At 37.2% G+C, this 20,242-nt stretch carries 20 protein-coding genes; 1 reads left to right on the top strand and 19 read right to left on the bottom strand.

Annotated features, from left to right (window positions below):
* Positions 1-454 precede the first annotated feature (454 nt).
* The 11 genes from EJF36_RS00375 to spoVG all read right to left on the bottom strand — a co-directional run bounded on the left by EJF36_RS00375 (position 455) and on the right by spoVG (position 13,416).
* Entirely contained in the window at positions 455-712 is a 258-nt protein-coding gene (locus EJF36_RS00375; RefSeq protein ID WP_125904496.1) for an RNA-binding S4 domain-containing protein, read from the bottom strand.
* 16 nt (positions 713-728) lie between these two features.
* The gene (yabN, locus tag EJF36_RS00370; protein ID WP_125904495.1) at positions 729-2,210 is read right to left on the bottom strand and encodes a bifunctional methyltransferase/pyrophosphohydrolase YabN; all 1,482 of its coding nucleotides are present in this window, start codon (positions 2,208-2,210) and stop codon (positions 729-731) included.
* A gap of 15 nt (positions 2,211-2,225) precedes the next feature.
* Positions 2,226-3,806, bottom strand: a complete 1,581-nt coding sequence (locus EJF36_RS00365) for a putative polysaccharide biosynthesis protein (protein ID WP_125904494.1) — start codon at positions 3,804-3,806, stop codon at positions 2,226-2,228.
* A 222-nt stretch (positions 3,807-4,028) separates the two neighbouring features.
* Complete coding sequence (gene spoVT / locus EJF36_RS00360) at positions 4,029-4,565, bottom strand: stage V sporulation protein T (protein WP_125904493.1); 537 nt, start codon at positions 4,563-4,565, stop codon at positions 4,029-4,031.
* Positions 4,566-4,780: 215 nt separating this feature from the next.
* Entirely contained in the window at positions 4,781-8,308 is a 3,528-nt protein-coding gene (gene mfd, locus EJF36_RS00355) for a transcription-repair coupling factor (RefSeq protein WP_125904492.1), read from the bottom strand.
* A 427-nt stretch (positions 8,309-8,735) separates the two neighbouring features.
* A complete protein-coding gene (locus tag EJF36_RS00350) occupies positions 8,736-8,966 on the bottom strand; it encodes an anti-sigma-F factor Fin family protein (protein WP_125904491.1) in 231 nt (76 codons plus the stop codon).
* Positions 8,967-9,033: 67 nt separating this feature from the next.
* A complete protein-coding gene (gene pth, locus EJF36_RS00345) occupies positions 9,034-9,597 on the bottom strand; it encodes an aminoacyl-tRNA hydrolase (protein WP_125904490.1) in 564 nt (187 codons plus the stop codon).
* A gap of 234 nt (positions 9,598-9,831) precedes the next feature.
* Positions 9,832-10,473, bottom strand: a complete 642-nt coding sequence (locus EJF36_RS00340; protein WP_125904489.1) for a 50S ribosomal protein L25/general stress protein Ctc — start codon at positions 10,471-10,473, stop codon at positions 9,832-9,834.
* A 93-nt stretch (positions 10,474-10,566) separates the two neighbouring features.
* Entirely contained in the window at positions 10,567-11,520 is a 954-nt protein-coding gene (locus tag EJF36_RS00335) for a ribose-phosphate diphosphokinase (RefSeq protein WP_125904488.1), read from the bottom strand.
* A 58-nt stretch (positions 11,521-11,578) separates the two neighbouring features.
* Positions 11,579-12,949 carry a bifunctional UDP-N-acetylglucosamine diphosphorylase/glucosamine-1-phosphate N-acetyltransferase GlmU gene (gene glmU / locus EJF36_RS00330; protein ID WP_125904487.1) on the bottom strand — a complete coding sequence of 457 codons (1,371 nt, stop codon included), beginning with the start codon at positions 12,947-12,949 and terminating at the stop codon, positions 11,579-11,581.
* 176 nt (positions 12,950-13,125) lie between these two features.
* On the bottom strand, positions 13,126-13,416 hold the full coding sequence (spoVG, locus tag EJF36_RS00325; protein WP_125904486.1) for a septation regulator SpoVG: 291 nt from the start codon (positions 13,414-13,416) through the stop codon (positions 13,126-13,128).
* Positions 13,417-13,805: 389 nt separating this feature from the next.
* Here spoVG and EJF36_RS00320 point away from each other — a divergent pair, with 389 nt between their 5' ends.
* Positions 13,806-14,165 carry a hypothetical protein gene (locus tag EJF36_RS00320; protein WP_125904485.1) on the top strand — a complete coding sequence of 120 codons (360 nt, stop codon included), beginning with the start codon at positions 13,806-13,808 and terminating at the stop codon, positions 14,163-14,165.
* Positions 14,166-14,282: 117 nt separating this feature from the next.
* Here the strand turns inward: EJF36_RS00320 and EJF36_RS00315 are convergent, their stop codons facing one another.
* The 8 genes from EJF36_RS00315 to rnmV form a co-directional block, all read right to left on the bottom strand.
* Complete coding sequence (locus tag EJF36_RS00315; RefSeq protein WP_125904484.1) at positions 14,283-14,657, bottom strand: RidA family protein; 375 nt, start codon at positions 14,655-14,657, stop codon at positions 14,283-14,285.
* A gap of 23 nt (positions 14,658-14,680) precedes the next feature.
* Positions 14,681-15,490 carry a pur operon repressor gene (gene purR, locus EJF36_RS00310; RefSeq protein WP_125904483.1) on the bottom strand — a complete coding sequence of 270 codons (810 nt, stop codon included), beginning with the start codon at positions 15,488-15,490 and terminating at the stop codon, positions 14,681-14,683.
* Between the two features lie 58 nt (positions 15,491-15,548).
* Positions 15,549-16,418 carry a 4-(cytidine 5'-diphospho)-2-C-methyl-D-erythritol kinase gene (gene ispE, locus EJF36_RS00305; RefSeq protein ID WP_125904482.1) on the bottom strand — a complete coding sequence of 290 codons (870 nt, stop codon included), beginning with the start codon at positions 16,416-16,418 and terminating at the stop codon, positions 15,549-15,551.
* Between the two features lie 169 nt (positions 16,419-16,587).
* Entirely contained in the window at positions 16,588-16,776 is a 189-nt protein-coding gene (locus EJF36_RS00300; RefSeq protein ID WP_125904481.1) for a small, acid-soluble spore protein, alpha/beta type, read from the bottom strand.
* A 268-nt stretch (positions 16,777-17,044) separates the two neighbouring features.
* On the bottom strand, positions 17,045-17,314 hold the full coding sequence (gene veg / locus EJF36_RS00295; RefSeq protein ID WP_125904480.1) for a biofilm formation stimulator Veg: 270 nt from the start codon (positions 17,312-17,314) through the stop codon (positions 17,045-17,047).
* A gap of 385 nt (positions 17,315-17,699) precedes the next feature.
* Entirely contained in the window at positions 17,700-18,584 is an 885-nt protein-coding gene (gene yabG, locus EJF36_RS00290; RefSeq protein WP_125904479.1) for a sporulation peptidase YabG, read from the bottom strand.
* A gap of 165 nt (positions 18,585-18,749) precedes the next feature.
* The gene (gene rsmA / locus EJF36_RS00285) at positions 18,750-19,622 is read right to left on the bottom strand and encodes a 16S rRNA (adenine(1518)-N(6)/adenine(1519)-N(6))-dimethyltransferase RsmA (protein WP_125904478.1); all 873 of its coding nucleotides are present in this window, start codon (positions 19,620-19,622) and stop codon (positions 18,750-18,752) included.
* Entirely contained in the window at positions 19,622-20,185 is a 564-nt protein-coding gene (gene rnmV / locus EJF36_RS00280) for a ribonuclease M5 (RefSeq protein ID WP_125904477.1), read from the bottom strand. The genes rsmA and rnmV overlap by 1 nt, the downstream gene beginning before the upstream one ends.
* Between the last annotated feature and the right edge of the window lie 57 nt (positions 20,186-20,242).

The following is a 20,242-nucleotide window of genomic DNA, read 5'->3' as shown; positions in this document are numbered from 1 at the left end:
TGTTTGTATTAGCTTCGTAATATTGATTCACAATATGCCCCGCCCTTTCTTAATATTACTGATGAAAACTTATAAAAAACTAAACAAGCTCCCTATTAAACATTATGAAAAATAAAGCTTTTTTAGAACGTAAGAAAAACTGAAAGCACCGCATCTGAGACTAAGTGCGACATCCCTCCGCGTCGATATCTCAAGGCTTCACACCCTTTGAGAGACGGATAAACTGACTAGCAAGCAAGTTCCAATGTCAAAACACATTGTCGATACTAGACGCCCTAGCCTTTGAAGCGCTCCGAATTAGCCTAACTCCTTGTTACAATTAGTTGCTTATTTCCCCTTAGGATTAGTTTGGAAAAAGCTCTTCTCCTGGCAGTTCAAAAACACAATAAAGCGTGTTAGTTTCACCTTTTGAAAAAACAATAGACACCCAAACGGGTGTCTATTACATAAAGTCCTATTCTACTTTTTCTTCTTTTACCACTTCATAGAGCTCAGCTGCTACATCTTTCTTAGTAGTCTCTTGTATATCCTTTACTCGTACCGTTACACGCTTCTGACCAAAACTAATTTCTAGAACATCCCCAATTTTTATGTCGGTTGCTGCTTTTGCAACTGTTCCATTTACCGAAATTCTTCCTTTATCAGCAACCTCTTTAGCAAGTGTTCTTCTTTTGATTAATCGGGATACTTTTAAAAATTTATCTAACCTCATAAAAAACGCCCTTTCTCTATAAACCTTGTTTTTTTGCTTCATTCCATATTTCATCTAATTCATCTAGGGTAAAATCATCGAAGCTTTTATTTTGTTTGTGAACCTTATCCTCTATATATTGAAATCTACGTTTAAATTTTTCATTCGTCATTTGAAGTGCAACCTCAGGATCAATACTGTAGTACCGCGCTACATTTACTAACGCAAATAACACATCGCCGAATTCTGCATCCTGCTTTTCTTTGGAACTAGCATTATTGTTGACTACCTCGTTTTGAAATTCGGATATCTCTTCTTCTACTTTACGCCACATCGGCCCAACATCCTGCCAATCAAATCCTACTTTCCCTGCCTTTTTTTGATAGGAAAAGGCTCTCATTAAGGCAGTGTAGCTTGAAGGTACTTTTGCTAATAAAGAAGTATACTCATCAATTTGATTAGTTCCCTTTTCGTTCGCTTTAATTTCTTCCCAATTTTTCATAACATCAGCTTCTGTCCGCGCGACAACATTATCAAAAACATGAGGATGACGCCGAATCATTTTATCCGAAACATGTCGAATAACATCTTCTATAGAAAACATCCCCTCATCCTCACCAATTTGAGCATGAAGTAGCACTTGCAATAACACATCACCTAACTCTTCAACAATATGATCCGGATCATCATTATCAATGGCTTCAAACAGCTCATAGGCTTCTTCAAGTAAATATTTCTTTAACGATAGATGTGTTTGTTTTTTATCCCACGGACACCCATTTGGTCCTCTAAGTTCAGCAATAATGTTCCGAAAATATGAAAACTGCTGATAGAGGATCCTATCATCCTGAACAGGTGGAACATATACAGTGGTAAGATTACTTAATTGAAATGATCGATCTAGCTCATAAAGAGGTACTGTATTAATAGACTCAGCCTTACCTCCTGCTCCGTTCACTATCACTACACCATAATCATCAGGTAACAGTTCCATTAGTGTTAGCTTAACTTCTGATGCAACAAATGCGTCATACACTTGACCAATAAACACATGATGTTGCAATTTAATGTCATCACGATGTAAGCTTGTCCCATCTAACAATTGAAATCCCTCTATGGGATCTACACGTACACTAGTTAACATAGCATCAAGAAAACTCTGTCCTCCTTCAACATGAATAGAAATCCCTAAAGATTCCCCTCGTTGCAACAAAAGTTGAACTGTTTTCTCAGCTACAAGCGGATGACCAGGAACAGCATACGTAACATCCATAGATTTTGCCAATGATAACAACGTCTCCACTATTTCCTCGTACACCTTATCGAAACTCTCGTGCTTTTCATACACATCATCAAATGATGTATATATTAAACCCTCTACTTGTAATTCTTCTACAACTGGATGCTGCGCAGTCCTTAAATATAAATTCTCAGCTTTTGAGAGCTTTCGATACACTCCTAGTGGGAGCTGTTCTAAGTCTCCTGCGCCTAATCCCAATATCGTCAAATTCTGTGCCAAAGCGGTCACACCTTCCTAGTACTTTTTCATACCTGTTATAGCTGCCAGCTTACTACTGAACGGTAAAAACTGTAGCTCTTCATTTGAAAATAAACGTAATTTAATAATAACAAACAAAAACAACCATCCACCCAAAATTGAACCTAAGATTGCTTGAGCCGTAGCCGTCCATCTAGAATATTCAAATATAAAGTTAGCACCACTAAATAAAAGTATCACTGCCAATGCCATAATTAACAAGGCACTGCTTAAACGCCATAAAAACTCCCATGAAATATGTATTTTATATCCATATTTTTTAATACTTATTACATTTATTAATGCTATGATAGCACAAGCTGATACAGTTGATATCGCTGCTCCCATTGTATCAAATATTGGTATAAGAACTATATTAAAGAGCAACTTGACTATAACTCCCGTTGTAAAGCTAAGAAAAGGTAATCTAAAGACACCATGCCCGTGCAAAATGGCAGCTGTTGTCATGGCAATGGAGCTAAAAAGAACAGTTAATGATAAAATTTGAAGTACATCCGTTCCACTGTAGTTTTCATATAACATAGTATTTGTAGGTCTCATAACTGCAATAAGACCCGTTGACGCAGCTGCTCCTATAACGATTGTATAGCGTAATGTTAATGACACATGATTATGTACGAGCTTACTTTGCCTTTTATTACGAACGACAGCTATAAGAGGTACTAAAGTCATGGCAATTGAAGTAGCAGCAACTGTTCCTAATTGAATAAGCGGGAGTCCTCTATCATACACTCCTTTCCATGCCCTAGCACTTTCCTGATCCATACCATTTTTACTTAGTATAGAAACTAATGTAAATGAATCCACTAGCTGTAACAGTAATAAAAGCATGGTAAACAACGATATGGCAAAGCCTTCCTTAAAAAGTACTTTTAACACCATTTTGTAAGGAAGAGAATTAATACTCTTACGAAAGTATAAAAGCTTATACTTATGCAAATACATTATTAGTATGAATAAAGCCGCAAGTCCACCTATAACGGAACCAGTATAGGCAACAGCTGCAACATCATACACATTATATCCCGCTCTTATTAAGATAGAAGCGAACACTAAGATCATAAAAACACGGATACTTTGTTCAACCATTTGTGAAACGGCTGTTGGTTTCATATTGTACATTCCTTGAAAATATCCACGAATTACTGCTACAAACGGTAAAATTAAATACACAAAAGAACTTATACGTATTACAGGAACTAATTGTATATCCCCCATCCAGCTTGCTATTGCTTGAGCTCCAAAGAATATAGATAGACATACAATTATACTGATACATGACAGTATAATAAACGCAGTGGTAATAACGTCTCTTCTTTTTTTCGAGTCTGTCTCTGCAGTTATCTTTGATATTGCTCCAGGGAATCCATACACCGCCATCGCCATTGCTATTCCATAGAAAGGATACACTTGCTGATATACATACAATCCAATATCCCCTACCATGTTTTGAAATGGCACTCGATACAAAGCACTTAATAGTTTTACGACAAATCCAGCAAGTGTTAATAGAATTGTACCTTTCCACACTTGCTTTAATACGTTAGTTTGGCCCATTATTCTGCTGTCTCCTAATTTCAAATCGTTCGCATAATATATTTTATTTTTAATCACTTACAGCGTAAGCTTTTTTAAAATTGACTATTCCATAACTATAAAAAGCCGACTGAATTGTACCATAAAATAACAAAACTATACAGAGTTAAAAGGAAGGAACTTATATATACATTAAAAGCCATGAATTCCTATATGGAATGTCATGGCTTAATTTAAAACTTGCTATTGCTCCATCTGTCTTGCTAAAAAGCCTGCAGCGGTTTCAACTGCTTTTTGCTCAACATCGGATAAAGCTTTCTCTTTTGAAATAATTACTACAGCCCCAATTGGATCTCCATTCGCAACAATTGGTCCAATTGTATAGGATGATAACTGCTCTTCATTCCCTTGTATAATAGCGGCTGTATCAACTTCAGTTTCAATTACAGAGTTTCTATCTTCCATTGTTTTTTCAATAAGTGAACTTACTGGTTTTGATAAGTATTCTTTCTTTGATCCACCCGCAACTGCAATAAATATATCTCTATCACATACAAGAATGGTATGTCCTAAGCTATCATAAAGTGCTTCTGCATATTCTTTTGCAAAATCACTTAACTCACTTATCGGAGAATATTTCTTTAAAATGACTTCACCATCTCGGTCTACAAATATTTCAAGTGGATCTCCCTCACGAATACGCAAAGTTCTCCGAATTTCCTTCGGGATAACTACCCTACCTAAATCATCAATTCGACGCACGATACCTGTTGCTTTCATCAAAGATGCCTCACTTTCATCGGATGATTATTATTTTCACATAGTGATTCTATTTAGAAGATATCACCATTGTTGTGATTAGTATCCTTCAACATAGGAGTAATATTCACGATGAAAGTGTTTTTTTATTATCCCAGCATAAGTATGCTCCATTTATTTATGCTTTAAACTACAAAAATCCAAATTTTTATATATTCTTCAAGCTTGTGACAATTTTATGAAGCTTGTGGATGCTGTACCTTTTCAAACCCCTCTATTATCTCCATTAAGGTTGCTAACCAGCTAGTTTGATCTTTATTTTTTATTTGTAAAACTAGCTTTACCTTATTACCTTCCATCCCAAGTCCGACCATTCTACCGTACTTGTCAATTTGCTTTACAAGTTTAGCTCCATCAATAGTCGTACTAGCTGTTTCATTCAGAAGAAGTGTGATTTCCTCTTTCTTCTGTTTAATCGATTCCACACCATATTGCCGAGCGTACACTTTCATTTTCGCTACGGTAAATAACAGGTCTACTTCTTGTGGATAGTCACCAAAGCGGTCCGTCATTTCCTCTTGTAACTCTAATATGTCCTCGAGTGTATCAACACCTCTAAAACGTTTGTACATATCAATTTTTTGCTGACCATCTTGAATATACACATCTGGTATATACGCATCTAGCTCCAAATCAATTTCGACATTGGCCTTTTGTTTATCATCGACTGTTCCGCGTCTTGCTTCAATCGCTTCCTTAAGCATCTGTGAGTACAGATCAAAGCCGACTGAGTCAATAAAGCCATGCTGCTGTGCACCGAGAATATTGCCTGCCCCTCGGATAGATAAGTCACGCATCGCAATTTTAAAGCCGGATCCTAACTCCGTAAACTCCTTAATGGCCTGTAGACGTCTTTCAGCTACTTCTGTTAGTACTTTATCTTTTCTATACGTAAAATAGGCATACGCAACACGGTTAGAACGCCCTACTCGTCCTCTAAGCTGGTACAACTGAGAAAGCCCCATTCGGTCAGCATTGTCAACAATTAACGTATTGGCATTAGGTATATCAACACCCGTCTCGATAATTGTTGTACTTACTAAGACATCATATTCACCTTCTAAAAACGCAAGCATAACAGCCTCTAGTTCATTTTCAGTCATTTTCCCATGTGCAAACGTGACACGAGCATCGGGCACAAGCATTGAAATTTCTTCTGCTTTTCTTTCAATGTCTTCTACACGATTATATAAGAAAAAGACTTGACCTCCTCTTGCTAACTCTCTTTCAACAGCATCGCGAACTAGACCAGCATTATACTCCATCACATACGTTTGAACAGGAAAACGATTCTCTGGTGGCGTTTCGATAACTGATAAGTCACGAACACCAAGCATGGACATATGCAACGTTCTAGGAATAGGTGTTGCCGTTAATGTCAACACATCAACATTTGCTTTCATTTGTTTAATTTTCTCTTTATGACTTACACCGAAACGTTGTTCCTCATCAATAATCAGCAACCCTAGATCTTTAAAGACTAGATCCTTTGATAAAATTCTATGAGTCCCAACAACAATATCAATTGTCCCCTGTTTTAGCCCTTTAATTGTATCTTTTTGCTGTTGACGTGTTCGGAATCGACTGAGCTGAGCTATTTCAATAGGAAACCCTTGAAAACGTTCACGTAGCGTTTCATAATGCTGATGAGCTAAAATCGTAGTTGGTACGAGGAAAGCAACTTGCTTCCCATCTGCTATTGCTTTAAACGCTGCCCGAATAGCAACCTCTGTTTTACCATAACCAACATCCCCACATAGCAAGCGATCCATTGGACGCTCTCGTTCCATATCCTTTTTAATTTCATCTATAGAACGAATTTGATCCTCAGTCTCGTTGTAAGCAAATGACGATTCAAACTCTCTTTGCATTTCCCCATCTGGTGAAAATGCATAACCCTTTGAAGCCTCCCGCTCCGCATAAAGCTTCAACAAATCATCCGCAATATCTTGAACAGATGACTCAACCTTTTTCTTAACCTTTTTCCAATCATTTCCGCCAAGCTTGTATATTTTTGGTTCTTTTCCTTCTGATCCACCAACATATTTCTGTACTTGATCAATCTGTTCCACTGGTACATATAATTTATCTGTTCCTTGGTAACGAATATGTATGTAGTCTTTATGAACACCATTGATAACTAGGGTCTCGATACCCATGTATTTTCCAATACCATGATTAACATGAACGACGTAATCACCAACAGCGAGTTCAGAATAAGATTTGATTCGTTCAGCATTTGAAAGTTTTTGTCTTGATTTCGACTTTTTCGATTTTTTCTTAAAAACCTCTTCTTCGGTTATAACGACAAGCTTTTGCATTGGTAATTCAAAACCACTATGCAGTTCACCTTCAACAATTTGGACTTTTCCTGCTTGAACCTGCGTACTTTCTCCTTGAAATGCATCTATATCGTAATCATCTAGTAAGTCAGCAAGCTTTCTTGTACGCTCTTTAGTTCCCGCTAAGAAGACAACAGCAAATTGAGCCTTTTGCCAACGCTCTACCTCTGCTTTTAGCACATGCATTTGGCCAAAGAACGTTTGCATTTGCTTACAAGTAATATTGAGTATATTTTGTGGACTTGTGTGTGGTACATGTCGCAAAAATAAAGATAAGTATATTTTTGGTTTGACGGTTTGTTGAAGCCTTTCTTGTACACTATGGGAAACTTTTAAATCGTGAACAATTTTCCCTTCAGCGAGAAGACTTGTAAACCACTCCGCTTCTTCCTTCTCAAGGCTTTCTGTCATCTCGTAAATACGGCTTATTTCATCCATAACAATAAGACTATTATTAGGTACATAGTCTAGTAAACTAGCAGGCGTTTTATATACAAGTGATAAATATTTAAATATCTCTTCTGACACATGCCCTTGCTTTAATTGTTCAATTTCATACGTAACATTTTCAACGAGTCGTTTTTTAGCAGCATCATCTTTTACCTTTTTCAGACTAGAAGACAGTTTAACTTCTAATTCAGCAGCTGTAAGTTTAATTTGATCCTGCGTCATAATATATTCGCTTGCAGGACCAATCGTAATATACGATTTCTTCAATATCGACCTTTGGTCCTCAAGAGAGAAAGTCCTAATGGAATCTATTTCTGTATCAAATAACTCAATACGTAAAGGGTTTTCCTCCGTAAGTGGATATATATCAAGAATTCCACCACGTAAGCTAAACTCACCGGGCGCCTGCACCATTGAGCTTCTTTCATACCCCATTTCAATAAACTTAGCTAATATATTATCTAAGTCTATTTCTTCTCCGACTTCAAATCGCAGCTGATATTCCTGCCAAGTTGACATATTTGGTAAAAGACGTCTAAACCCTGCGACCGGTGTAATAATAACACCTTTTTGTAAGGCGCTTAAAGCATTAAGCACATCAATTCTTTGCCCCTTCAACTCAGGACTTGCGACACCGATTTCTGCTGCCATTAATTCATTTACAGGATACAAAAATAATTCATCTTCATGTAAGTATGATGCTAAATCATCATATATTCGCTGCGCTTGCAATAGATTATGAGTTACTACTAAGATAGGTCTGTTCGAATCCTTATATAGTGACGCGATATAAAGTGTTCGACTAGACCCTGATAATCCTGCGACAAGCTGCTCTCTTAATCCTTCATCTATTCCATTTATTACGGTCTTAAAGTCATCTTGCTCATAAAAAACTTGCAACAAACTTTCCAATCTAATCCCCTCCCCTCAAAACCTTAACGAAACTGGGTTAGCATACATCCCACGCTTCTTTGAAACTTCCCTATGATTACAAGTTTTCTATTACTATTGCTTTGTTAAAGATAGCTGTTGATTATTAAATACTTTTTGATTGTAGCGAAACGCACGAGACTCCTCGATAATGCTATCGCATTTTCTTCGTACGATGTAGGCCCTAAAGAAGCCTATTCAACGTCCTACGGGAAGATTGGTAGACAGAAGACCCCACAGGCGCTTACCGCCGAGGAGGCTCCCAAATCGCCCGCGGAAAGCGAGTGCAGTGGAGCGAAAATCAACATTGACGTTTTAACAGAGCTATTACTATAACAACAGATACCCTTGTAATGAACCATTTTATTAAACAGAAAAATGCTTTGGTATATGCCAAAGCGGTCAAAATTTATTGAATAAATGAATCACACTCATGATAATGTGGGTTTCTATTAAGAGCCTCATGGCAATCCTCACATATGGTTTTTACAATAATATCGCCATTTGTTTCATAGGAAATCATATCTTGGCGTTCATTGTCTGTTAATAAATGAAAACCTAGATTTGTGGCTTGAACAGTTTGGTTGTCAATACTACCAACATGATAGCCACAATGACGACAATGATAATGTATAGACATATATATCCTCCCCATAACGTTGTCATTATTAGTATGAACGCTAGGACAAGATATTATTCAATTAATATTATTGTACATTATATTTATTCATTACTTCCACATAAGACGTCTCTAACCATTCTAAGCAAGCCTCACTGCTCTTATCAATAGCTTGTTGTATTAAAGCTTGTTCTTCCTTGTGAAACGGACTTAACACATAGTCTGATATAGGTATTCTACCTTCAGGACGCCCTATCCCCACTCTAACACGCTTAAATTCTTGTGTACCTAAATGCTGAATAAGTGACTTAATTCCGTTATGGCCACCAGCACTACCTTTTGTTCGCAGGCGAATTTTCCCAGCAGGTAAATCCAAATCATCATACACAACGACAAGGTCATCAAGCTCTAATTTAAAATAATCTAACAATGGTCTTACACATTCCCCTGATAAATTCATATATGTTAATGGCTTAAGAAGTATGACCTTTTCGCCATTTTTATTTGCAACTGCATATATTCCTTTAAAATTTGTTTTATCAAAGGCCGTATGTAACCTTGATGCTAACTCATCCATAACCATAAATCCAACATTATGTCGCGTTTGTTTATATTGTAACCCAGGATTTCCTAATCCAACAATAAGCTTCACACAGTTCCCCCCAAGCTAAACCCTATCAAGTTTAGACAAGAATTTATATCTAAACATCCTCACATTTTTCATTGTCATGAGATTTGACCGGCCAGTAAAAGACCACCTTTTTGAAACAACACTCTATAATAGAGCGATGAAGTATATTTAACGCTTGCTAACAGCGTAATCTAGATTTTATTATATGTTAATCTAAAAGACGTAACCATGAACGGTTACGTCTATGAATTTTAATTACTCTTCTATCGTTGTCACGCCGGCTTTTTCATGAAAATCTTTTTCTTCTGCTTGTTCAGAAGCTTCTTCTTGTGTTTCATCAGCATGTAATTTCGGAGGTAAAATCGATACAACTACCTCGTTATCTTCATGCAGTATTTCATAATCTCTAAACATGCGGATATCACCAACATAGATTGAATCTCCAACCTCTAGGCTAGCAATATCTACATCAATGGCCTTTGGAACATCTGTGGCCGTTACCTTAATGGTCAGCTGGTGTAATGGTTGTTGCACAATTCCCCCAGCCTTTACGCCAGGCGCCTTTCCAATCAGATGCACGTTTACATCTACTTCTACTTTTGCAGAGCTATCAACAACTTGAAAATCTGCATGAGTAATCATCTCACCATGAATAGGATCCTTTTGATAATCATGGAGCATCACTGTATGTTGATCTCCATCTACTTGAAGAGTAATAATACCATTACGCCCATTTTCTTTAATAGTTCTTAAAAAATCATGACTATCAATCGTTACCGATTTATTCGCTACTTGACCACCATAAACAACTGCAGGTATTTTCCCTTCATTTCGAAGCTTTCTAAGCATAGATCTAGTGGAATTCTCACGAGAATTGGCTTGTAATTGTGCTGACATTTTAATCACCTTCCTATTTGGATAACGTTCTATCTAAAACTTCTCCAAAAATAGAAAGGTCTAAACATAATTTTTACTCTGTTTAGCTAATTCTTAATCGAATAAAGAACTAATTGACTGCTCTTCATGTACACGAATGATAGCTTCACCAATAATTGGTGCTACTGATAGCTCAATAACTTTATCGGTTTTCTTTTCTTCCGAAAGCTCAATTGTATTTAGGACAACTAGTTCCTTAATATTTGAGTTCTGAATGCGATCTATAGCTGGTCCTGATAATACTGGATGCGTACAAGCGGCATATACTTGTGTTGCACCGTTTTCAACTAAAGCATTAGCTGCTAACGTAATAGTACCAGCTGTATCGATAATATCATCAATTAGAATACATGTCTTACCTTGTACGTGCCCAACAATATTCATCACTTCAGCTACGTTAGGCTTGGGACGACGTTTATCAATTATTGCAATTGGCGCCTTTAAACGTTCAGCCAATTTACGTGCACGAGTAACACCGCCGTGATCAGGCGATACAATAACAACATCCTCAAAATTCTTTTCTTCAAAATAGTTAGCAATAATCGGTACTCCGAATAAATGGTCAATTGGAATATCAAAGAAACCTTGAATTTGTGGTGCATGTAAATCTAACGAAATGACACGAGTAGCTCCTGCTACTTGCAATAAATCAGCTACTAACTTAGCCGTTATCGGCTCACGAGAGCGTGCTTTACGATCTTGACGTGCATATCCATAGTACGGCATAACAATGTTAATTGTTTTCGCTGACGCACGCTTCAGCGCGTCAATCATAATAAGCAACTCCATAAGATGCTCGTTTACTGGAGCACTCGTAGACTGGATAATAAACACATCACAACCACGAATACTTTCCTCAATATTAATTTGCACTTCACCATCACTAAAACGTGTGACCGAACATTTACCAAGTTCAACACCAATCACTTTCGCAATTTGTTTTGCTAAAGTTTCATTCGAATTTAACGTAAATACTTTAAGGTTTGGATCAAGATATTGATTAGGCATTTTGTACAAGGAACCTCCAATTTATAGTGAACTTCTTATTTGTGCTTAGCAGCAGACTTTATTCTTTTATTTTTTTTGCATATTCCTCTTTATTAACTTGTCGAGCTCTCCCAATAGATAATGCATCAGCTGGAACATCATCTGTGATAGTTGATCCTGCAGCTACATACGCACCTGTTCCAATTGTAACTGGTGCAATTAAATTTGAGTTACAACCAATAAAAGCATTATCTTCTATAACTGTTTTATATTTATTCTTCCCATCATAGTTCACAGTAATAGTCCCACAGCCAATGTTCACAGATTGTCCCACTGAGCTATCACCGATATAACTTAAATGTGAAGCCTTACTTCCTTTACCAAACGAAGCTTTTTTAACTTCTACAAAATTCCCGATTTTAACATCATCTGATATAGATGATGATGGACGAATATGTGCAAACGGCCCTATTGCCACATCGCTTCCAATCTCACTGTCTGTTGCTACTGAATGACGTATATCAGTATGATTCCCAATTTTGCAATTTGAGATTTCACTATTTGGACCAATCGTACATTCCTCACCGATTTCAACATTTCCTTTTAAAACTGTTCCGGGATATATTATTGTGTCTTGACCAATGAAAACATTTGAATCTATATAAGTATTTTCAGGGTCAACAATAGTAACTCCTTGTAGCATATGCTTCTTAGCTATGCGAGCACGCATAATAGCCTCCGCTTGGGATAAAGCATATCGGTCATTTACACCCATTGTTTCATCAAAATTCTGTGTCATGAATGCTGTTACCTTTTCACCAGCTTGTTGTAATATTTCAATAACATCTGGTAGGTAGTACTCTCCTTGAACATTATCATTTGATACTTGCTCTAATGCTTGAAATAAAGCTTCATTATCGAAACAATATGTTCCCGTGTTTATTTCACATATCTCTCTCTCTTGCTCAGTGGCATCTTTATGCTCTACAATCTTCTGTAAATCACCTGACGTCGTTCTCACTACACGACCATAGCCAGTTGGATCAAAAGCGCTTGCCGTTAGGACAGTTACCTTCGCCTCTTGCTTTCCATGATGGTCCAGCAAAGACTGTAATGTTTCCTTTGTCAACAGCGGTGTATCTCCACAAACAACAAGAGTTGTTCCCGATTCGTTTTTTAATAAGTCACTAGCCTGCATAACAGCATGTGCTGTTCCAAGTTGTTCATTTTGCAGAACAAATTCACTTTTCCCTTGAAGCTGTGCTTTGACTACTTCCGCACCATGTCCGACAACCGTAACAATTTCAGATAAACCTATTTGTTGTAATTGATCAACTACATGCTCCACCATAGGCTTCCCACATACGGGATGTAACACTTTATATAACTTCGATTTCATGCGAGTTCCTTGACCAGCCGCCAAAACAACAGCATATCGATTATTTGACATTTACAGGCCTCCAATTTACCTTTTTACCCATTAAAAATATATCTTAAAAACAATAGGATTTCAAGGAAGTCTTTAATGAGGTGAAATAAGTGAGGAAATTATACGCGGGAAGGACCTTACAACCACAATAAAAAGAGCCCACTTTGTGTCAGTGTGGCTCTTGATGTAATATTTTTTTATGATGCACCTGCTTCTTCGAACTCGACTTCTTCTTCTCCTACACGGTGATATTCACCAAGGACAGCATCTTGAATCTTAGCACGAGTACTAGAGTTAATTGGATGGGCAATATCTCTAAATTCCCCATCAGGAGTACGCTTGCTTGGCATAGCAACGAATAAACCATTATTGCCATCAATAACTCGAATGTCATGAACAACAAATTCATGGTCTAGTGTAATTGATGCAATCGCTCTCATTCTTCCGTCTGTATTAACTCGTCGAAGCCTTACGTCAGTAACTTCCATGCATTTCACCACCTTATGATGTATAAGAAACTTGTATTAAGTATTCAACGTAAATATTCAATTTCCTTCTTATTCCTGCAAATTTTTTAAAAAATTTGTGATTAATATAATTTTTTTATTGAACATTAGTTTCTATCACTAAATATAATTCAATATTAGTATAACAAGCATGTAAGATAAGTAGATTATCTAAACAAAGCAACACCCCAAAAGATAGATATTCCACTCTAATTTTTGGGGTGAAGTACGAATAGTCATTTTTACCGAACCTTCGCAACGATACATTTTTAAACCTTTATATAACCGTGAGTAACAATGTTAAAAAACTGTGTCAAACACCTATAGGCTGAATACTATGTAAATGAATTAAGACGAAGGGAGAGCTTACATTGCATTACAATCAACAATACGATGCTATGTCACTATCTAGAGCGGGTGCTGAAATGAACATGGAGGATAAATACAATTTTTGTAACACTTATAATTTTTATATGATAGGCATTCATATGGAAGATGGAAACAGCTACGAAGGTATTCTTGAAAGGCATGATGATGACAATGTGTATTTATTAGTCCCTATAGGTGACATGGATGACAATCGCTTTGGATATGGTGGCTATGGTGGTCTTGGCTACGGAGGATATGGCGGGTTCGGTGGCTATGGCTATCCATATCGTTTTAGAAGATTCCGTCGCTTCCGCTTCCCGTTCTTTGGAATTCGCAGTTTCTTTTTCCCATTCTTCTTTTAAAAAACACACTCAGTAGGCGCTTGATCGTTCAAGCACCTACTTTTCTTAAATAAAAAACAAAACGCAAACATGTATATCTGAGTTCGTCAGTACACACCTTTGCGTTGCGCTAAATAGTTATTTAATTAGGGCAATAACCTCTATTTCCACTTTTGCATCCTTTGGTAAACGGGCTACCTGAACAGTGGATCGAGCAGGTTTATGATCACCAAAATACTCACTATATACTTCATTCATCTCTTGAAAGTCATTCATATCTTGTAGAAACACTGTTGTTTTAACTACTGTTCGTAATGTTGCGCCTGCGGCTAGTAAAACCGCTTCTATGTTTTTAAAAACTTGATGGGTTTGCTCTGTGATTGAACCTTCGATTAGTACCCCTTCAGCCGTCAATGGAATTTGCCCCGAGCTATAAAACATGTTATTGACTATAACGCCTTGAGAATATGGGCCAATCGCAGCCGGTGCTTGGTCCGTTTGAACAATTTTCATTGTTAACTTCTCCCCTCGTTCGCTTAATAGTTTCCTTTATCTACATGGATTTGTTTCTCTTTTATATTAACACTATGTAATCTTACGAGTGAAACATATTGTTGAACGAGTTTTTCCTCTGTTCCTTCTGCTTCAACAAGGACACCAATCCCTGACACAACAGCATTAAATTCCTCTAACAGACTAATCATACCTTGAATGGTACCGCCAGCCTTCATAAAATCATCAATGATGAGCACTCTTGAGCCTTCAGCTAAGCTACGTTTTGACAGCATCATTGTTTGGATGCGTTTTGACGAACCTGAAACGTAATTAATACTAACCGTAGAGCCTTCTGTCACATGCGTATCCCGTCTGACAATGACTACAGGCACATTTAAATAGTTTGCGGTAGCATACGCAAGCGGAATTCCTTTTGTGGCGACAGTCATTACAACGTCAATTTCAAGTTTAGCAAATATAGAGGCAAAAATTCGCCCTATAGCTTGAACTGTTTGGGGCTGACCTAGTATATCAGTCAAATACAAATAACCACCTGGTAATAACCGGTTTGGACTCGCCATCTTGTCACATAATGCTGCAATAAACTCATTTGTAGATTTTTCTTCAGCAGTCGGAATGTATTTTACCCCTCCCGCTGCACCTGGCACTGTCATAACTGTCCCAATACCTTGTTCCTCGAACGTTTGTTTAATAATTGTTAAATCTTCACTAATGGAAGACTTTGCAGAATCATATTTATCTGAGAAGTATGTTAACGGGATGAGTTGACGAGGGTGTTCACGTAAATGGTTTGTCATGTCAACTAATCGACTACTACGACGAAATTTCAAAACAGCATTCCTCCAAAACCCGAATATTATTGCTTAAATATTACACCAATATACGGATTTAATCAATAGTATGAGTTTCACCTAGCATTTGTACGGCAAAAACCTGATCACAAAAGCCTCTCAAACCATTGTAGATACGCTGCATTCGCGAATCATGCTTTACTAATCCAAAAACCGTCGGGCCACTCCCACTCATTAACACTGCATCAGCTCCAAACCGTTTCATTTGATCCTTTAAATGCGCAACCTCTGGATGCATTTGAAGCGTTACACTTTCAAGCGCATTCCCAACATGTTGACATACATCATCAAATCTACCGGTCTCAATTGCTGACACCATGGCCTGTACATCTGGTCTATTCGCTTTATTCAGTTCAAAATTGCGATATACATCCGCTGTTGAAACCCCTATCGTTGGTTTTGCAAGGATAACCCAACAGTGTGGAGGAGCCGGTAAGTGTTGAATCTTCTCCCCTCTACCTGTCGCTAACGCAGTGCCACCATACACACAAAATGAAACGTCCGAGCCTATCTTCGCCCCAATGGTAGCGAGTTCATCTAATGAAAGACCCAAACCCCATAATTGGTTTAAACCGCGTAACGTTGCTGCTGCATCGCTACTTCCACCAGCTAAACCAGCGGCAACTGGAATTAACTTTCTTATGGAAATCTGCACACCTTGTTTAACGTCAAACATGTCCTGTAGAAGCTTTGCTGCTTGATACGCTAAATTACGGTGATCCTCGGGAACAAAACGGCTATATGATTGAATCTTTATAGCTTTCGTCGGCAATAAAGTTAATTCTATTCGATCAGCCAAGTCTACAGTTGTCATTACCATTTCTACTTCATGATACCCATCAGAACGTTTACCGAGTACGTCTAATGATAAATTTATTTTTGCTGGCGCCTTTACGAGGAGCTTCATAATTATTCACCTACATCTTTCCCGAACTACATATATCGACATTTTACCATACTCTTATGCCTAGTGAAATGTTGTTTACTATTATGTAGTTTCATACGTATATACAAGTAAAACAAAAATAGCAATATAACTAAAAAGCGCCTAAGCATTAGGAGCTAGGCGCTGTAATTTATTTCTTATATTGACCTTCAACAAGACCTTGCTTTGCCATTTCCACTGCACGCTTTACCATATTACCTGCATCTTCAGCACGAATGCCTTTCCAACCTTTTGATTCAACCGTTTCATAAAAGCCTAAGTCTTTAGCAAGCTCTTCTTTAAATTTCTCATTCATAACACGAGATCTTCTTCTAGACATGAGGATACCGCCTTCCATGCATTTATTTTTATTAGTATTTGCTAACCTTTACTAATAAACACAAGGAAATAGATAAGCTTTCTGGTAAAAATGTTTTTATCCAAAGCATCCACATACCAAAAAGACCTGAACGCAGACAAAAGCCTGGCTGCTTCATGTTAGGTGGGAAAAATAGTATGACCTCCATAGGAGATTTTTTCGCGTCCATAATGGTAACACAATTTTTTTAAAAAAACAAAGTAAAGTAAAAAGACAGTAAACTGATTGTTTACTGTCCGCTTAAGGCCATACTCCCTGATGTTTCATCAAAGAATGTTAATTGAACTGTTTCTGTTAGTATATCTGCGTAGCTATAAGAGACTCTTTCAAATGAATTCTCTTCTTGGTCGAGTTCAATCACAAAAACGGCTGGATACGTCTCAGCTAAAACCCCTGAACGTTCAATCGTTTTACGACGTCCTCCGTTGGCTTTCAATGTTAGCCTTTTACCCAAATTGGAATCTAACACATGTTTAATATCCTTTAACGTTTTTGGCATGTATTTACTCCACCTCACTAATTTCATTATACGAAATAACACAAAAAAAGTCAAGCAAAAACTAAAATTATAACAATAAGACAAATTTACTGTCAATGTATTTTTACTGACAAAATAATATAAATTACAACAATTAATGTAACCAACATACAATGTAATATGTACTAACAAGAGAAAATATTATCAAAACTCGCGGTATTCCTCTATTTTTGTAGATTTTTTTTTTACAATCATTTTGTTTAATAACACCATCTCTACTTGAAAATGTTTCACAAAATACATTAAAGTCTCTCGCATTCCGCTACAATCAACAATTAATTAAAAACCAACATCGTTCTTAATCACAGCCAAAAATAAAAAAACCAAACGGAAGTATCCATTTGGTTCATTCTTCTTCACTATGGCGGTGAAACGGCATACCAGTTCGTAGCACTCCTTTCGTGTCAACGCCTCCTAAGCCTTTTTCACCTGTTAAAGTATTTCTCAATACATCCCATACATTCACATGCTCAATAAACGGGGTAAAACTAATTTTACCTACAATATAGACAGGATCTAACGCATGAATATTAATTCGAGTTGGTGAACTCGCAAAATTAGCACCTGCTCGAATCAATGATTCAAAATGTGATTGACATGCGCCTGCGAAAATCACAAGTTGATCAAGGTTCGGCACGTGACGGCGTGCTTTTCTTACCGTCTGGACGAAATGTTTCGAATGACGATATGCATTCAAGTCATGCTTTTTGCCTTTAGATTTTGAATAGGCATCATGACCTGTAATAACAAGAATATCTGGTCGATATCTTTCGATTAGTTCATCTATTTTCTCTGGCATTTCTGTTTCCAAACAATGTACGCCATGAACGGGAACCCCAATTCTCTCGTAAAGAGCTAAACATTTACGTAAGTATACAGGATCACCATCTAAATGTAGTACTTTACCCGGTATTTGAAAAAAATCCAATTTTGAATGATACCCATTTGTGGCATAAAACTCATGCTTTTCTCGCAATAGTGAATAATCCTGCTTAAACAATTCAAACGATTGGTCCACAAGCTCTTCCTGTTGCTTTTGTCGGGCCATATGCTCACTTGTATCAATGAGTTGCAAGTCTTCATACGGTGCGTCTGCCATAAGTCTCATATCTTCTCCGTATAAAATAACGATTGACTGCCCTGACTCATTTTCTTTTATATTTACAACACGAAAATAAATATCACATTTATATGATAGACGCCCTACAATGTCACCGACCTTAATAGCCATAAGATTCACTCCATTTTAGACAGGTCTGTTGCCCTTCTCTATAAATTAGGCTATGCACCCTAGACTGAATCGGTGACAAGAAAGAATGCTATCCAATACGTTGTCGATAGTCTCTTTTTATGCTTTATATACATTGAAAAAACCTAGAGAATATCTCTAGGCTTCTTAGCGAGTGATAGCGTAAATATTATTACTTAAAGTAGCAAATTCTTGAATAGATAACGTTTCTCCACGTCTTTTCGGATCAATTTCCGACTCAAGTAACACTTTTTCAATTATTGCTTTTTCGACATTCTTGAAGTGATTTGATAAATTATTAAAAATTGTTTTTCGTCTTTGAGCAAAGCTCGCTTTTACCACTTCAAAGAAAAACTGCTCATTGCTTGTTTCTACAGCTGGTTTTTCCCGTCTAGTTAATCGAATTACCGCCGAATCTACATTAGGTTGAGGAACAAATACCGTTTTAGGAACAATAAGGACAGTCTTAGCCTCGGTATAATACTGCACCGCGATAGATAAAGAACCGTAATCCTTTGTACCTGGCTTAGCTGCCATTCGGTCTGCTACTTCCTTCTGTAGCATAACCGTAATAGAGTCAATTGGAATATTTTCTGATAGCAGCTTCATGACAATAGGTGTCGTAACATAGTAAGGGAGATTAGCTACAACCTTTAAAGATTTTGCATTAGGAAACTCATCTTTAATAACTGTTTCAATATCTGCTTCAAGTACATCTTTATGAACAACCGTTACATTATCATATGGTGCTAATGTGTCAGCAAGTATCGGCAATAACCTCTGATCAATTTCAAAAGCAACAACCTTGTTTGCCCTTTTTGCTAATTGCTCTGTTAGTGCACCAATACCTGGCCCTATCTCAATTGCTCCTGTATCTTCTGTAACACCCGCTTCATCAACAATACGTCTTAATATATTCGTATCTATAAGGAAGTTTTGCCCTAAGCTTTTTTTGAAGGAAAAATTATGCTTTTGTAAAATCTCTTTCGTTCGTGTAGGAGTTGCAATATCTTTATTCATTACTTTCTATCCTCCTCCTGAAAAATCTGTATCATAGCATTACGAAATGCTTCCTCAGTCACTTTAAACATAGCTAAGCGCTTTTGTAGTTGTTTTGCATTTGTATATCCTATATGTAACATGTCTCCAAGCTTCTCACGTCTTGCACGAGCATGCTCGCCCCCTATAAGACCCGCTAGCAATAGCTCTTCATATGGTATAAGCAACTCATACTCTCCTTGCTCCTCATGCGCATCGGCTAAGGCCCTTCTTATTGACTCAACAGAAGCATGTTCAACACCTAGTCCTTTACTATTTTTTGCAATGGCTTCTTGCTTTGGTAAAAAAGCATGTCTACAGCCAGGTACATGTTGCTGAATCGTTTTACGAATCTTTTCTCCAGGATAATCTGGGTCAGTAAATACAATGACACCACGTGTTTCTTGAGCCTTTCTTATCATTAACAACGTCTTTTCATTAATGGCAGATCCATTTGTTTCAATCGTATCTGCATTAACAGCACGTTTGATTGCAACGGTGTCATCCTTGCCCTCAACGACTATAATTTCTCTTAGCTTCTTCATAAGTTTCCTCCAAATGCTGTAACCAATCCACTAATTATCTCGTCTCTATTATTGAAC

The sequence above is a fragment of the Bacillus sp. HMF5848 genome (genome assembly GCF_003944835.1).
Taxonomy (GTDB): Bacteria; Bacillota; Bacilli; order Bacillales; family HMF5848; genus HMF5848.
Note: the sequence above shows the minus strand (reverse complement) of the source record. Positions and strands in the feature narration are given on the sequence as shown.

Excerpts from the sequence above, each read along its gene's own strand:
- EJF36_RS00375 (WP_125904496.1), bottom strand. The coding sequence starts at position 712 with ATGAGGTTAGATAAATTTTTAAAAGTATCCCGATTAATCAAAAGAAGA.
- EJF36_RS00365 (WP_125904494.1), bottom strand. The coding sequence starts at position 3,806 with ATGGGCCAAACTAACGTATTAAAGCAAGTGTGGAAAGGTACAATTCTA.
- spoVT (WP_125904493.1), bottom strand. The coding sequence starts at position 4,565 with ATGAAAGCAACAGGTATCGTGCGTCGAATTGATGATTTAGGTAGGGTA.
- EJF36_RS00350 (WP_125904491.1), bottom strand. The coding sequence starts at position 8,966 with ATGTCTATACATTATCATTGTCGTCATTGTGGCTATCATGTTGGTAGT.
- EJF36_RS00340 (WP_125904489.1), bottom strand. The coding sequence starts at position 10,473 with ATGTCAGCACAATTACAAGCCAATTCTCGTGAGAATTCCACTAGATCT.
- EJF36_RS00335 (WP_125904488.1), bottom strand. The coding sequence starts at position 11,520 with ATGCCTAATCAATATCTTGATCCAAACCTTAAAGTATTTACGTTAAAT.
- glmU (WP_125904487.1), bottom strand. The coding sequence starts at position 12,949 with ATGTCAAATAATCGATATGCTGTTGTTTTGGCGGCTGGTCAAGGAACT.
- spoVG (WP_125904486.1), bottom strand. The coding sequence starts at position 13,416 with ATGGAAGTTACTGACGTAAGGCTTCGACGAGTTAATACAGACGGAAGA.
- EJF36_RS00315 (WP_125904484.1), bottom strand. The coding sequence starts at position 14,657 with ATGAAAATTGTTCAAACGGACCAAGCACCGGCTGCGATTGGCCCATAT.
- ispE (WP_125904482.1), bottom strand. The coding sequence starts at position 16,418 with ATGAAGCTCCTCGTAAAGGCGCCAGCAAAAATAAATTTATCATTAGAC.
- EJF36_RS00300 (WP_125904481.1), bottom strand. The coding sequence starts at position 16,776 with ATGTCTAGAAGAAGATCTCGTGTTATGAATGAGAAATTTAAAGAAGAG.
- veg (WP_125904480.1), bottom strand. The coding sequence starts at position 17,314 with ATGCCAAAAACGTTAAAGGATATTAAACATGTGTTAGATTCCAATTTG.
- yabG (WP_125904479.1), bottom strand. The coding sequence starts at position 18,584 with ATGGCTATTAAGGTCGGTGACATTGTAGGGCGTCTATCATATAAATGT.
- rsmA (WP_125904478.1), bottom strand. The coding sequence starts at position 19,622 with ATGAATAAAGATATTGCAACTCCTACACGAACGAAAGAGATTTTACAA.
- rnmV (WP_125904477.1), bottom strand. The coding sequence starts at position 20,185 with ATGAAGAAGCTAAGAGAAATTATAGTCGTTGAGGGCAAGGATGACACC.